We start from the raw sequence: 15,626 nt of genomic DNA on the forward strand, positions 1-15,626 counted from the left end.
AAATAAAGACTATATTCATTGCCTAAAAAAAACAACAAAATACTTCTTTTGTCCCTGAAGATAAATAAAACAGGATAAACCGGAAAACTAAATCAATTTTTCTAATCCCACTGAGGAGTCAAAATATCTGTATCATCTACAAGTTTTTCAGGAAAATTCAAAATATTGACTTCGGGAGATTCTAAATATTCAATTGTTTTTGTTTTTGCTCCAAGCCCGTTTAAAATTACTTCAATTTCTTTTTTAATTTCACTTTTCACACCTAATTTAAGGGCAAGTTCAAAATTTTCTTTTGCTTTTGATAATTGCCCAAGCTTAAAGCACACAAGCCCAAGATGATATTTTAAAATTGGATTTTCAGGGGAAAGAAGTTCGGCTTTTTCAAACATCCACAGACTCTGGGAATATGCACCTTTTAAATAATAAATATAGCCAAGGGTATCACAGATAAATGCCTTTTCTGAATCAAGCTCATAAGCTTTTCTTGCATAATCAAGGGCAATATCAAGCTCTTTTTCTGAAATTGCAAGAACCCAGGCATAATTACTCATTAAAACAGAAGAATTCTGGGTAAGTTTCAATCCTTTTTCATAAATCAAAACTGCTTTTTCAAAAGAGTTTGTCTTATAGTAATAATCTCCTAGCTCAAGAATACATTCTTTAGAGCTAGGAAATTTTTTCAGACCTTCCAGAAGAATTTTTTCTGTTTCTTTTAAATTACCTAAATCTTTATATATAGAAGCAAGTTTAAGATAAGTTCCCTCAAAGGCAAAACCTTGATCAATTGCCGTTTTCAAAAAAAACTTGGCTTTTTTAGTGTTATTTAGTTTTATGGCAAAACAGGCAAAAATATAATTGGTTACAGGATTTTTATTTACCAAAGAAATATTTTTATCCAGCTCCTCTGATGCAGCCTTTTGTTTTTCTGTCTTTATAAGAAGTGAGATATACTGAAAAAAAACTTCTTCAACAAACCCGTTTTCTTCTAAAACAGTCTTATATATAGAAATTGCAGAATCATAATCTTTTAAAGCTTCTCTAGCTCTACCAAGAAAAAAACCTGAAGATAGTTCTCTTTCAATTTCAAAGGCCTGAAAAAACAAATCTGATGCCTTTTCAAAATCTTTTTTCTCAAAAAAACAAAGACCTTTTAAAATACTGTATTTGGGATTAAAAAAATCTAACTCGCCAATCTTTTCAAGATATTTCAAGGAAAGTTCAATTTCTTTAAGTTTATAATGAAGCAAAGCCATCAAATAAAGCGAGTCCTGATGATTTGGAGAAAGGGTAAGAGCTTTTGTAAGGCTATTTTCAGCCAGCTTGAACTGACCTCCTGCAAAATAAGCAGTGCCAAGAAGAAAATTTGTATTAACAAGATAAGATTTTTTTTTACATGCGTCTTTTAAATATAAAACAGCATAGGAACTTCTACCTTTACAAAGCCAGTATTTACCCATGATCAAATTGTAATCAGCTAAATCTTTGGATAAAAGACGTATTTCTTCAATCAGCGGCTCAGCTTTATCAAGTTCTTTAAGACTAATAAATGCATCTGCAAGAAAAATTTTAAATTCAAGATTATCCGGATACTCCTTTACATATTGACTAAGAACTTCAGAAACTTTTTCAAACTGATTTGTTTTAAAATAAAAACTGCAAAGATGGCTTTTAAATCCAAGGTTTGACTTATCAGAAAAAACAGCTTCCAAAATATTTTTTTCTGCCAGCTCAAAATCGCCCTTAACAAAATAATAATCTGATAAAAGCAAATTCTCTTGAGGTGTTAAAATATAGTTTTTTATAATTTTTGAAATATATTTTTCTGCCTCATCTAAGTTTTTTGTTTCAACAAGCCCCATGGAAAGTTTGATAAAAGCCTTTGCACTTCCATTTGATAATAAAACAGCTTGTTTATACATTTCACAAGCTTTTTCAGCCATACCTGAAACAAGGTAAATATCTCCTGATAAAAAATAATAATCTAAATCCCCAGCCGCAAAAGAAGAAATTTCTTTAAGGAGTTTATCTGCCTTCTTTATTTCCCCTTTTATAATGTATAGTCTTATTATATCTTTTTTTATTTCATATTGATTCGGATTTTGTTGATCTGACCGGATAAAGTATTCAAGGGCTTTATCCATATCTCCAAGCTTTAAAAAGGCTTTTCCTGCTTTATAAAGAAGGGAGGCATTGTCCGGATTCTTATGGTAGCCTCTGTTCCAACAGGCAATAGCATCATAATAAAGCTGATTTTCAAAAGCCTGATCACCTTTATCTTCAAAATACAAACTTTCATCCTTTTTACAGGAAAAAACAAATAACAAACAAAAAAACATAAAAAACAAAGAAAGTTTTTTCATCTTTCAGGCCTGCCGATTATAAAAACAAGAAACAATCCAGCTAAAACAGAAAAAAAGAAAATTTCATATTTTTTGGTTTTTATAAATTTTAAAATTCCAATAAAAAATGTAAATATCCAGGGTGGCTCTGTGTTTATAACTGGGCTTTTATCCAATTTGATATTTTCTAAAAAATCTTCTTTTTCCAGATACTTATTCTCCAAAGCCGAAGAATAGCTATAACCAAAACTTTTAGCTTCAGTTTTTAAACTATTATTATTATTGATAATTGAATCAGCTATCAAATCAGCCCAGGGACTGGAATTTAAAATACCTTTGAGTTCTTTATCTATATTTGTTTTTGAAAGATAAATCTCTTTTTTGTTATTGATTGCAGGTGATTTTAATTTTTCTTTATTTTTCTCAATAAAAAAATGCAGGCTATCCATGCTTAAAAGAACAACAGCCTTTTTTTTAATTTCTTCATACTCTTCCATGAGATTTTTAATTCTTAAATTTACTGCGATCAGCCGATCAAGATATTGTGAAGGTTCCACAGCCTCTTTTGAAAACCGAGACAATGGAATATCTATATTTACTGAACCTGCCAAAGGTATTTTCCTTGAAGACACAAGAACAGGTGTCAAACATTTTTCATTATGAAAGTTTTCATAAACAGCATAACTGCCTGAACAAAGTTCATCTTTATTTTTTTGACAATTCAGAAAAAAAAAGGCATCATTGATATCATTTTCAGCATGCCAGCAAAAGCAACTGAATTTAAATAAAATCAGTGTAAAAAATATAAAGTAAAATCCTGAACGAAGAATATAGCTATTTATACTTTTGTCCGGTTTTTCAATTGACATAAAGAATGATTCCATAATAATTAACAATACTTTCGTGTTAACATAAAAAAATTAACTTTGTCCACGCTTTTTAAAATCTCCGGAGGATATAGAATGAAGTTTTTAATGAGGGTTTTCTTGGCTTGTGCTCTAATTTCATTTAGTTTTGCCTGTACTGATAAACAAACAAAAAAAGAAAGATACCTCAATAAAGGAATTAAATATTTTAGTTCAGGAGAATATAAAAACGCAGAACTTGAACTAAAGAATGCAATAAAAATTGATAATAATTATCTTGAAGCTCTTATCAAACTGGGAGAAACTTCTTTAAAACTTGGAAACCCTCAACAGGCATTTTCCATGTTTGCCCAGGCTGAAAAAATTTCACCTGAAAACAATGAAGTTTTAATAAACCTGGCAAAAATTTACTTTCTTGGCAAAAAACCTGAAGAGGCTCTTTTACGGACAAAAAAACTCCTCAGCTCAGAACCTGACAATATAGAAGGTCTGTATCTAAAAGCAGAAATTCTATTCTCGCAAAAAAACTACCTTGAAGCCGAACAATACTTTAAAAGAGTAACAAATCTTGATGAAAATCATACTTCTTCTATCCAAGGACTTGCGAAATTAAGTATAATAAACAATGATTTAGAAGCTGCTGAAAATTATCTAATAAAAGCTGTGAATACAGCACCCAATGAAAGTGGCCCAAGATATGTACTTGCAGGCTTTTATATTTCTTCAAAAGAATTTGAAAAAGCTGAAAATCAACTTATTCAAAACTCTGAAATAAAACCAAAAGACTCTGATGTCTTCCTTTTCCTTGGAAATTTTTATCTAAGAACAAATAATACTGAAAAAGCTGAAAAAGCATACATTAAAGCTGTTGAAAATGCTCAGGATAATATACGACCCTACCTTGTTCTTGGAAGATTTTATGACATTACTCAAAAAGACGACAAAGCTATTGAAATATATAAAAAAGCTATTGCAGCTAACCCTGATAGCCCTGATGCAAAGATTACCCTGGCAAGATTTGAATACAAAAATAAAAATATTGAAAAAGCTGAAAAAATTACTTCTGAAATTCTTAAAAAAAGGCCAAACCTGCTCTCTGCAAGGATTCTTAAAGCTGAAATACTTCTTTACAAAAAAGAGTTCAGAGAGGGCCTTGATATTTTAACTCAACTTGAAAAAGAAGAGCCAAATTCAGAAAGAATACAATACTTTATCGGCATTGCCTACATTGGACTTAACAGGACTGACCAGGCGGCCCCTTTTATAGTAAAAGCAATAGAGCTTAACCCGTCATATATAAAAGCAAGACTACTTTTATCAGAAATCTATATTGAACAAAAATCCTTTGCCCTTGCAAAAAACCAAGCTGAAGAAGTTCTTAAACTCAATCCCAGAGATCTAAGAGCTTTAATGATTCTTGGAAACTCAAATCTTGCAACAGGACAAACTCAGGAAGCTCAAAAAAACTATAAAAGAATTACAGAAATAGACAATAAAAACGCCTTGGCATTTTACAACCTGGCTGTAATTAAAGCAGAAGAGCAAAACTTTGAGGAAGCAGAAAAGCTTTTAATCAAATCTGAAAGTGTTAATAAAGACTTTCTTGAGCCACTGGTTTTACTGGTTAAGATTAAAATATTCCAAAAAAAGTATAAAGAAGCAGAAAAATTATGCACCGATAAAATAAACAATTTAACAAATAACAGCCTAAAAGCTTTTGTTTTCAACTTAAAAGCCGGACTGGCCCTTGCACAAAATAAAGTTGACCAGGCAAAAAATGATTATATGGAAGCAATAAAGATTTTCCCTGACTATCTCCCTTCTTATAGTGCTCTTGCATCAATTTATCTTTCAAAGAAAAATATTGATGAAGCTAAAAATCAGTATAATAAAATACTTGAAAAAAACCCTTCATCCCCAACAACTCATATGATGCTCGGGATGATTTACGAGTCAGAAAAAGAATATAACAAGGCTGAAGAGCATTATAGAAAAGCTCTTGATGCAAACAAAGACTTTGCTCCTGCTGCAAACAATCTTGCATTTCTTCTTGCAGAGAAAAAAGGAGAATTTAACGAAGCTCTTGACTATGCATTAAGAGCAAAAAAAATAATGCCTGAAGATCCTGCTATTATGGACACCCTGGGCTATGTTTACTACAAAAAAGAACTTTACGGAAATGCTGTTGGCGAATTTTCAGACAGCCTGAAAAAAGCTGAAAACCCTGTAGTTTATTATCACCTTGCTCTTGCGTATGAAAAACAAGGCAAACCAGAACTTGCTAAAAAACAGCTTGATCTTGCTTTTAAGCTCAGTGAAACTTTTGAAGGTTCTCAAGAAGCTAAAAAACTTTATGAAACTCTGAATTAAAAAGTACCCTGTCAGTAAAACTGTATTTAAGGATAAAGAAAATGAAACATTTCAAATTTTCACTGCTTTTATTGTTTCTAATAAGTGTATTTGCAAAGCCTGTTTTTTCTGAAAAACTAAATGCAGAAGAAATAGCATACAAATCTTTTCATAGAGACCGGGGGACAAATTCTGTTTCATCTTCTCAAATGGTTTTAATTGATGAAAACGGTAGAAAAAGAACAAGAAATTTTACAGTAAAAAGATATTTGGAAAACAAATTGGAACATCAGTTGATAAGATTTTTGACTCCGGCTGATATTGAAGGTACAGGATTTCTTGCCATTGAGAAAAAAGGATATGAAACCGACCAGTTTCTATATTTACCAGCCCTTCGTAGAACAAGAAGAATTGTTTCTTCTCAAAAAGATCAGCGATTTGTCAACAGCAATTTCACATATGAAGATATGGAAAGGCACCCCTTAGAAAACTATACTTACGAGCTTCAGGGGGATGCAAAAGTAAACAATATTGACAGCTATATTCTTTTAGCTGTACCCAAACCCGGAACCCAATCCCAATACAGCAAAACAATAAGCCTGATCCACAAAGAGTCATTTACTCCGATTTTGATTAAATTTTTCAATAAAAAAGATCAACATGTAAAAACCTACAAAGTTTTAAAATTCAATAAAATTCAAGGAATCTGGACAGAACTGACTGTTTCAATGGAAGATATTACCAAAAATCAAAAAACATATATAAATACAGAAAAGATCATTTACAATACTGATCTCAATAAAGAAGAAGTTTCTCAGAAAACACTTGAATACTATTAAAAAACTTTAAAAAAAATGACAAAAACAAAATTTCCAATATTTTTTTTAATTTTTTTCTTTTGCTTTTCTGCAAATGTTTTTGCAGAAGCTTTAAGTGTTGTTCAAAATATTTCTTTTTCCAAAAAAAACAAATATGAAAAACTCACAATTTTAATAAAACATACCCCAAATCCAAATATTTTTATTCTTGAAAATCCAAAACGCCTTGTAATTGACCTTCACAATTCAAAAATACCCCAAATAATTACCAAAAAAAAGGTAAATGGAGATAAGGTAAAACAAATAAGAACCAATCAATTTAAAAAAAACACTTCAAGAATAGTTCTTGATTTAAAAAATGATGCTGATTTTGATTATAAATCAACCTTAGATACAAAAAAACATTTTTCCAAATTGAACGTTTTCATTCTTTCCAAAGGACAAAGTTTCCCTTTAGAAAACACAAATATTAAAACAAAAGACAAAGAAGTAGAAACAAAAGAACTGGAAAAAAAATCCCCAACTCCCCCCCTCAAGACAGAATCTCAAATCAGCGGATTTGATTTTCAAGAAGAAACAGAAGAAATAATTTTTGCTTTTGACAATTCAGCAGCAGAAGGTATTTTCAGCGAAGTTTCTTCTGCGGAAAAAAAGGATTTTAAAATTTCAGGAATTATAAAAACAAAGGCAACAAGAGATACAAAAAAATCAAGGGACAAAATAAAAAACAAAACAAGCTTTAGAAATAAAACTATTGTTGAAGCAAAATACAAAAAAACCCTTACCTGCTCAGTTCTTTCTGATTTTCTCTATTTTGGGGACAATGAAAACTTCAATGAATATGATTTTGATATTTATGAGCTGACATATAAGTATTTTGGTCCCAAAATATCTTTTTCCCTGGGTAAACAAATAATAAGATGGGGAAAAACAGATCAACTAAGCCCGGTTGACACTCTTAATCCTGAAGATATGAGAGAATTTGTGACTTCTGATTACGAAGACAGAAAAATTCCTTTATGGATGGCAGATTTAAAGCTTTTTTCAAACTTTGTTAATCTTGAGTTCTTGTATATCCCTTTTTTTAAAAAATCAAAACACAATAATTTTGAAACCGACTGGTCAAGGTTTCCCCACCTTAAAAAAGAAGTAAAACAAAGCAGCTTACCACCGCCAGTCAAAAACTATTTCAACAACCTTGGAATAAGCGAAAATGAGCCGGAAAATGAAAATGAATACGGAATAAGGCTTTTCAAAACAATCAAAAGCCTTGATTTTGGATTCACCTGGCATAAATTTAATGAAGATGAGCCTTTTATTTCCAACTTTCCCATTAAGAATATAAATATCAACGGAGATTTCTCTGTTGATAAAATATCTTCTTCGATTAGTCCAGCTGACCTAACAAATGAAAAAATTGTAATGGATTATAAAAAAGCCAATGCCTATGGATTTGAATTTGAAACAATAATTTCAGGATTTGGATTAAGAGGTGAGGCTTTGTGGCAAGACAAAAAAACATTTTTAAAATCAGACCTCACATCTGTAAGAAGCCCTGTCTTTACCTATGTTTTGGGGGCTGACTACCTGGCCCCGGGGAATACATATTTTAATATTCAATTCGGTCATCAGTATTTAAACGACTATGTGGAAGAAATTATTTATGCTGACAAAAATGATTATTTTTTATTTGGAGAAATCAGCAAAGACTATCCAAATTACTGGACTAAAATAGCACTTGAGTATTTTTTATATCTAAACACAAGCTCAAAATACTTTTCTCCAAAAATTGAATACAGCTATTTTAAAAACATAGAACTGTCTGCAGGGGCAAATCTTTTTTATGGAAACTACAAAACAGGATTTGGAAAACATCAAGATAACAGTCAGTTATTTCTAAATGTTAGATACTTTTTCTGATTTCCAGATTTATCAAAGCCACCGCATTCAATCAACCCTTTGTATACTAAATATTTTTTTTTACATTTTGCTCAATAAAATGTTGTAATTTTTTATTATTTTATATAGTATCGAACTTAACTATTATTTATTATCCAAACTTAAAAAAAAGGAAAAGACTATGAAACAATCATTTTTAGTATTTTTATTAACTTTATTTTTATGCGGGTCAGTTAGTGCTTATACTGTAAACTTTGACCCTGACGGAACAGGTTCAAATTTTTATAATGTTCATATCATGAATTTAGGTGGTATATCTGAGGGAAATTTATACAACAGCTTTCAATCTCATATTTTCAGCTTCCAGGATAAAACAACTGGAGCATTCACAGAGACATTTACCCAGTCACTTAATACCATCCAGGATGAATATGGTGTAGAAACAAACCTTTTTTCTAAAAACCTTTTACTAGATATCACCTTTGCAGGACAGTATGTTAGCGACAGTGAAATTTATTTCACCAGTGGAAATGTTGTGATGTATAAAGATATGGACTCCTCTAACAACTTTGAAATTGCAAATGACACTAAAATTGCAGAATTAAGTTACACAGAGAGCTTAGTAAGTGAGCTTACTGGTAGCCTGATAGGAGTAGGAAACGATCGTCTTTCAATGAAAATTGACATAGCTTTTATGTTTGAAGACATTAACCCTGACTTTTGGGGAGCAACAGAGCAAGATCTTGTAGACAAAAAATGGTTATTCAGTATGGTTGGAAGTAGAATCAACCAGACAAGTCTTTTCGACTTAGGCCCTACTACCAATGAGTATATGATAGGATGGAATGCTCCTGGATCATCAGTACAGTTTGACGCTGTTCCTGAGCCATCAACAATGATTCTTCTAGGACTTGGTCTTCTTGGCCTTGCAGGTATCGGCAGAAGAAGAATGAAAAACTAATTTAAAGTTTTTCAAATATCAAAATTAAAAGAGGGTAATTTTTTACCCTCTTTTTTTTATTTTCTTTTAACTAGCAAAAAATCCTAGTTCTTATCAAGATAACAATTTAAAACATTATCCAGATAATTCTCAGGAAAAGGCAAATCAATATTATATTCACTCAAAAGCTTAACTGTTTTTTCATTGGAAAAAGATTGCTCTCCTTCAAGATAATCTAAAAATACAGGCAAAGTCTTTATTGCATTTTTATATTCCTTTGGAACAAAAGAACGAAGCATAGGAAGTAAAGACTTAAAAACAAAAGAAGGAATAAAAATTGTTTTTGGAATTTTAATTCCTTTTTTAACAAAAGCTTTTTGAACTTTTTTTCTCAGGTCATAAATATATATTGATTTTTCAGGGCCAGAACATTCATGAAGAATTCTTCCTTTTGTAATATCAGTTGTGCTAGACCAAATTATTGCTTTTGCAACATAATCAACAGGGATTGTATCAAGCTTTGTTGAACCGGTTGAAGTTGTAATTCCTGAAGTCCTTTTTCCGCTCAAAAATTCACATAAATGATAAAAAATCTGGAAATGAATAATACTGCCGTCAGCAGAATTACCCACAACCATGCTGGGCCTATGAACTGTTATTGGTAAATCATACTTTTCACAATTTTTTCTTATATAATCTTCAGCATCTGCTTTTGCCTCCTCATAAGTATTGTGAAACTCTCTTTTATCAGTTATCCATGTTTCAGGAACAGCTCCCCTTATTCTCCCTCCAACACCAACAGTACTTATAAATTCTGATTTTTTAAAACCAACGCCCTTTTCAAGGCATTTTCTTGTAAGTTCAACCAGACTTTGTGCAGAATTGACAGAATATTTTTTGGCCTCTAAAATATCAAGATTCATTCTTACATTTCCTGCACAATGAATTATGTGAGTGCAGTTGTCAGTTAGCATCTCATAGTCTGAATCACTCAAGCCAAAATTATTTAAACGAATATCTCCCTTCAACGGAAAAAACCTTTTTAATTCATCAGGTTTATCTTTTATTTTCCAATAATTATAAACCTGTTGGGTTTTTCTTTTTAAATCAGCATCATTTTTTGCAAATATCAAAAGATAAAAATTAACTTCTTTATCTTTGATAAGCTGCTTCACAACTTCACTTCCAACAGAGCCTGTTGAACCGGTTATGAAATAATTTTTCATGGCACACCTCTGATTAGATTATTATAAAAACAGTTTGATCAATCTGAATACACTCTTTTGAAAACCCTTTTTTATCCAAAAAATCGTAAATCTTATTTATTTCAGATTCATAATTTTTTTCTATAACTTTTCTTCTTAGCTTTAAATTACTTGTCACTTCATGACTTTCTTGACTGAATTCACTAAATTTCACTATAAACCCAACTGGCTTTTTATAATCGGGTAAATGCTTTATTTTAAAAAAGATATCATCATTAATCTCTTTTAAAATTTCGTTAATGGAAAACTTGCCTTTTTCATTAAAAAAATCTTTTGAAACAGCAAGAATTGAAACAATGAATTTTTTTTGTGCTCCCGAAACAACAGCCTGCTCAATATATGAAATTTCTTTTATAATATTTTCAATTCCAGCAGGAGCAATCTTTCTTCCGGTTGAAGTTTTAAATACTTCTGATTTTCTTCCCTCAATAATCAAATATCCATCTTCATCTTTTCTGACAAAATCTCCTGTTGCAAAAAACCCTTCTTCATCAAAGGTAAATTCATCTTTATTCTTCCCATAATAGCCGGAAAAAAGACCTGGCCCTTTTATTAAAAACTCCCCATCCGGGGCTATTTTTATTATATTTTCAGAAAGAGGTTTGCCAACAGTACCAAACTTAAAATTTTTTGAGGTATTAATGGAATTTGGAATTATATTTTCGCTTATCCCATAAGCCTCAAGAACCAAAAAACCCATAGCATGGAATTTTTCAAGAAGCCACAAAGGCATAGGTGCGGAACCGCTTATCATATATTTAAGATTATCACCAAAAATTGACCTGATTTTTTTTAAAATCAAAGCATCAAGTATTTTGTAAATATAAAATGTTAAAAAAGGTGTTGTTTTTTTATTTCTTAGATCCGTTGAAATAATTTCACCTTTTTTTATTGAGTAATTAATAAGAAACCTGGCTACCTTACTTTTTTTGTCAATTTCTGATTGAATACCAAAATAAATTTTTTCAAAAACCCTTGGAACTCCAATAAAAATATGGGGATTTATTTGGGGAATCAATTTGGCAATTTTTTTGGGATCTTCTACAAAATAGTTATTAGCACCAATCTCAATTGCACAATAATTAATCATTCTCTGGAAAAGATTTGCCAAAGGAAGCCAGCAAACAAGATTTGTTTCACTATTTAAATCATCAAAAGCATTAATCACAGACCTGCAAGCAGCTAAAACCTGTTCGTGTGTATATAAAACTGCTTTTTGCTCTCCTGTTGTACCTGATGTAAAAATCATTGTAGCAGGACTTTTCAAATTTATATCAACTTCAGGAAAGGCTTTTCTTTTCAGCTGATTAAGAGAAAATATATTATTACTGGATTCAAAATCAGCTCCATCAATAAAAACAACAAATCTTAACCTATTAATAGTTTCTTTGTTTAATTTTTCCAAAAAGCTGGGATCTTGAACAATAAGTCCTTTGACAGAACAAAGGCCAACATTTTTTTCAATGCTTAAAAGATCTTCACCAGGATCAATACCAACTACAGTACCTCCGGCAATCAGTATCCCCATTTGAATATATTCCCACAAAAGAGATGTGGGAGCTATGAGAGCAATATTATCACCTAAACGCAAACCTGCATTAAACAGTTTCTCAGAAATTTCAAAGGCAGAAACATAAAATTTTGACCATGAATGCCCTTCCCATTGACCTTTTTCATTTAAAGTAAAATGAGCCGTTCTTTCTGGCGATTTTTCAACTCTTTTTTTCAGCATATCCGGAATGTTTTTATACATACTAAATCCCCTTTTTCCTTATGAAGGAAGTTCAGGATCATAATATCCCCTTGGCTTAGTTATTTTTAAATCCTTTTCATTTATTCCAAGCCAATCCATACTTTTTTTTGCATCTTTACCAAGAAAAACCATGTTTTTGATCATAAAATTAACTATAGGAGTCATTATTTTCCAGTATACTCTGCTTGCCTTTCCATCTCTTATCAATTGAGAAAACTCTGGATGATATGGATTATAGCCAAAAAACTTCAAATCTGAATACATCAAAAGCCAGTTAATAGGATAATTGCTGTAAATCGGATTGGCATGTTTTTTAGATTGGACAAGTCCCTTTTCAACAACAAACTTCATAACTTCATCCTGATTATAATCCCAGGCATGAAAAGGAGCCAGGTATCTTGGAAAATTTGTTCCTTTTGGATATTTATGGGGATTGTAAAAAAGCTCAATTTCCTCATCAGTAATAACATTGTCTTTAATTAATCCAGGAGGTGTCCAGTCTGTTTCACAAATTAATTTTCTTGAAAACTCATATGTCATTCTTTCCGGTTCAGGCTGTCCCGGTGAATATCCAGCTAATATCAAGGGTATATTTTTTTCTATGGCAAGTTTAATTGCATCTCCTTCAAACAATGGAGCATAAACATATGAAATAGTATAAACAGCGCCACGTTCCTCTTGATTTTTTAAAAGGTAACTGAAAATTTTTCTATAAAAACTTTCTGGTGGAGAATCAGAATAATGCCTGATATCAATTTTGCTTAAACATCTCTTAATATTTTCCTGAGCTATATCTGGAATGCTTATATTTGTAGTGTAGCCAAGAACTTTCAAGCCATATTCATATTTAAGTTTATAGGCTAAATAAAGACTGTCCTTGCCTCCGCTTATAGGAACCAGGCAATCATATTCACCCTTTCCTTTGCACTCTGAAAGTGCTTTTTCCAGGTCTTTTTTCCATTCCTGCCTTAATTGTTCATTTACTGCATAGTCTGACTTTTTATCTCCCCTGCAAAAACTGCAGATACCTGTACTGTCAATATTTGCTTCAGGAACTTTTTCAGGCAGTAGACAAATTTTACAAGACTTCATCAGCAATCTCCCTATTTTTTATTTTATATGTAAACAAAATCAAAGACGGTAAAAAAAGCAAATCCCCAATAACAGCAGTAACCATTATTATTGAGCATAAAAGACCAAAATATATGGATGGAACAAAGGAGCTGAGAACAAGGGTTCCAAATCCAATGGTTAAAATAAAAGATGAAGTGATTATTGCTTTTCCTTTATCCATAATTGTAAGATCAACAGCTTGTGAGGCAGTGGCTGATACTTTAGAATACTTGGAATAAGTAGTTAAAAAATGAATTGTGTCATCAACTGCTATCCCCAGTGCAACCGCAGCTATAAGAGCTGTAGCTGCATTTAAGGGTATCCCAAAAAAACCCATGATCCCAAAGTTGATTATAATTGGTAAAAGATTAGGTATTATACTCAGGAAGCCAAGTTTAAAAGACTTCATTATTACAAACATAATGCTGATAATAATAAAACCCGCAATAAAAAGACTCCAAATCTGACTTCTTACCAGACTGTCTATCATAATAACATCATTGAAAACCCGTCCTGTTATTCGAACACTAAAACCATCAAAACCTGACTGCTCAATGTAAGCATTTATTTTTTGGATTATTATCTTTTGTTCTTTTGTTGAATCTTCAGAGATTCTAACAGAAATTCGTGCATGGTCAAAATCGTTATTAATATATTCTTTTATATCATCAGAATCATAAATTAAGAGATATTGAGAAACCATCTCTCTTGATTCAGGAATTATTAAAAAATCATCATTTTCATTGTGAAATGACTTGTTCATATCTTTTAAAAAATCAACAAAGGAAAGAGTTTTATCCACTCCTTTTATTTTGTCCATATAAGTCTGAATCTTTTCAATAACTTTTAAGGCCTCAGGCTCCTTAAAAGCATCTTCTTTTTTTCCTTGAATTGATATGTCAAAAGTTGAAAGGCCGGCAAGATTTTCCTTGATAAATTGGTTGGATTTCTGAATATCGCTATTCTTTTTAAAATATTCTATAACATTTGTTTCTGTGCTTATATCTAAAGTAAAATAAACAGAACCAGCAATAACTGAAAATCCAATAAAATTAATGAGCATAAAATGAGATCTTACAGTTTTAGAAATTAAACCTAATAATTTATCTAGATTTAATATAGATTTTCTTTCAACAGCTTTTTCAAATGGTACTAAAAGAAGCATTGAAGGAAGAAAAGTAAATGCAAAAACAAACTCAAAAACCATACCTATGGTAGCAGCTTTGGCAAAGTCTTTTATTGGTGGAATTTCACTTACATATAAAGATGCAAAACCAATAGCTGTTGTAAAGCTTGTCAAAAAACACGGCAAAAATAATTTTTTTAAAATAACAATGATATTTGCTCTTTTTTCACTTTTTGTTTCAAAAGAATAATTACCCAAATAAGAAAATATATGTACAGTGTCGCACAGAGCAAGTGCCATAACAAGAGGAGGAATTATTGTTGTTACATTATTGATGCTTATACCCAGATAATAAAAAACACCCATTGTGCAAATCATACACAAAGAAATGCTTGAAAAAGACAAAAAAACAAGCCATAAGTTCCTGAAAATTAAAAAAATTGCTATGGTAATAAAAAGGTAGGTTACTGGGATAAAATTTTTAAGATCCTTTTGCATCAAATGGCTTAAATAATAATTTGTGATTGTCCAGCCACCAATAAATACTTCTCCAGTTTCAGCTTTATATTCGGCTAATTTACTTCGACATTTATTTATTGTTTTTTTTCGATATTCACTATCCCCGGTATTTTCATAAACATAAACTATAATGGCTCCTGTTTTCCCATCTTTTGATATAAAATTTTTTTCAAACAAAGGATTGGATAAGGCTTCATCTTTCAAATTCTTTAATTCATCTTTGTCTTCCGGTATGGTTTCCAAAAATTTTTTAACAATAAAAAACTCATTTTCGCCAAGAGTATGATCAATGTTGGAAAGACTTTTTACCTCCCTTACCTCTTTTAAGCTTTCCAAATCTTTGGTTATTAATTTAATTGTTTTTAAATTCTTTGAAGTAAAAATATCTTTCTTTTTAAAAGCAATTATAAAGAACTCATCATTTTCAAAAAGTTTTTTAAAAGAATCATAAAACTTTATATCCGGATTTTGTTTATCATGAAAATAATCTACATTATCTTCAACTTTAACCTTTCCAAGCTTGATCAAAAAAGGAAGGGTTAAGATCAAAGATAAAATGATAACTACGTACCTGTTAATAAAGATTTTCATCTATAAACCTTCTGATTTTATTATCCTAAAAATAAAGAAACTGACCAT

At 31.0% G+C, this 15,626-nt stretch carries 10 protein-coding genes; 4 read left to right on the forward strand and 6 right to left on the reverse strand.

The window, feature by feature from the left end; translation table 11 throughout:
• Positions 1-101: 101 nt before the first annotated feature.
• Both RBR53_03305 and RBR53_03310 read right to left on the reverse strand, forming a co-directional pair.
• A complete protein-coding gene (locus tag RBR53_03305; GenBank protein MDY0131674.1) occupies positions 102-2,288 on the reverse strand; it encodes a tetratricopeptide repeat protein in 2,187 nt (728 codons plus the stop codon).
• A gap of 68 nt (positions 2,289-2,356) precedes the next feature.
• Positions 2,357-3,208: a hypothetical protein gene (locus tag RBR53_03310; GenBank protein ID MDY0131675.1), complete on the reverse strand. Its 852-nt coding sequence runs from the start codon at positions 3,206-3,208 to the stop codon at positions 2,357-2,359.
• 93 nt (positions 3,209-3,301) lie between these two features.
• On the opposite strand from RBR53_03310, the gene RBR53_03315 reads away from it, so the two are divergent.
• From RBR53_03315 to RBR53_03330, 4 genes are all read left to right on the forward strand, one after another.
• A complete protein-coding gene (locus RBR53_03315) occupies positions 3,302-5,575 on the forward strand; it encodes a tetratricopeptide repeat protein (protein ID MDY0131676.1) in 2,274 nt (757 codons plus the stop codon).
• Between the two features lie 41 nt (positions 5,576-5,616).
• Positions 5,617-6,393 carry an outer membrane lipoprotein-sorting protein gene (locus RBR53_03320; protein ID MDY0131677.1) on the forward strand — a complete coding sequence of 259 codons (777 nt, stop codon included), beginning with the start codon at positions 5,617-5,619 and terminating at the stop codon, positions 6,391-6,393.
• Positions 6,394-6,408: 15 nt separating this feature from the next.
• Positions 6,409-8,292, forward strand: a complete 1,884-nt coding sequence (locus RBR53_03325) for an AMIN domain-containing protein (GenBank protein ID MDY0131678.1) — start codon at positions 6,409-6,411, stop codon at positions 8,290-8,292.
• Positions 8,293-8,452: 160 nt separating this feature from the next.
• Entirely contained in the window at positions 8,453-9,232 is a 780-nt protein-coding gene (locus RBR53_03330; protein MDY0131679.1) for a PEP-CTERM sorting domain-containing protein, read from the forward strand.
• Between the two features lie 83 nt (positions 9,233-9,315).
• Here RBR53_03330 and RBR53_03335 read toward each other — a convergent pair whose 3' ends face one another.
• The 4 genes from RBR53_03335 to RBR53_03350 are packed head-to-tail and all read right to left on the reverse strand — an operon-like array spanning position 9,316 to position 15,578.
• Positions 9,316-10,437, reverse strand: a complete 1,122-nt coding sequence (locus RBR53_03335) for an SDR family oxidoreductase (protein ID MDY0131680.1) — start codon at positions 10,435-10,437, stop codon at positions 9,316-9,318.
• A gap of 13 nt (positions 10,438-10,450) precedes the next feature.
• Positions 10,451-12,229: an AMP-binding protein gene (locus RBR53_03340; protein ID MDY0131681.1), complete on the reverse strand. Its 1,779-nt coding sequence runs from the start codon at positions 12,227-12,229 to the stop codon at positions 10,451-10,453.
• 18 nt (positions 12,230-12,247) lie between these two features.
• Positions 12,248-13,321 carry a hypothetical protein gene (locus tag RBR53_03345; protein ID MDY0131682.1) on the reverse strand — a complete coding sequence of 358 codons (1,074 nt, stop codon included), beginning with the start codon at positions 13,319-13,321 and terminating at the stop codon, positions 12,248-12,250.
• Positions 13,308-15,578 (reverse strand): MMPL family transporter, encoded by a 2,271-nt coding sequence (locus RBR53_03350; GenBank protein ID MDY0131683.1) that lies wholly within the window; start codon positions 15,576-15,578, stop codon positions 13,308-13,310. The genes RBR53_03345 and RBR53_03350 overlap by 14 nt, the downstream gene beginning before the upstream one ends.
• Between the last annotated feature and the right edge of the window lie 48 nt (positions 15,579-15,626).

It is taken from the genome of Desulforegulaceae bacterium (assembly GCA_034006035.1).
GTDB lineage: Bacteria > Desulfobacterota > Desulfobacteria > Desulfobacterales > JACKCP01 > JACKCP01.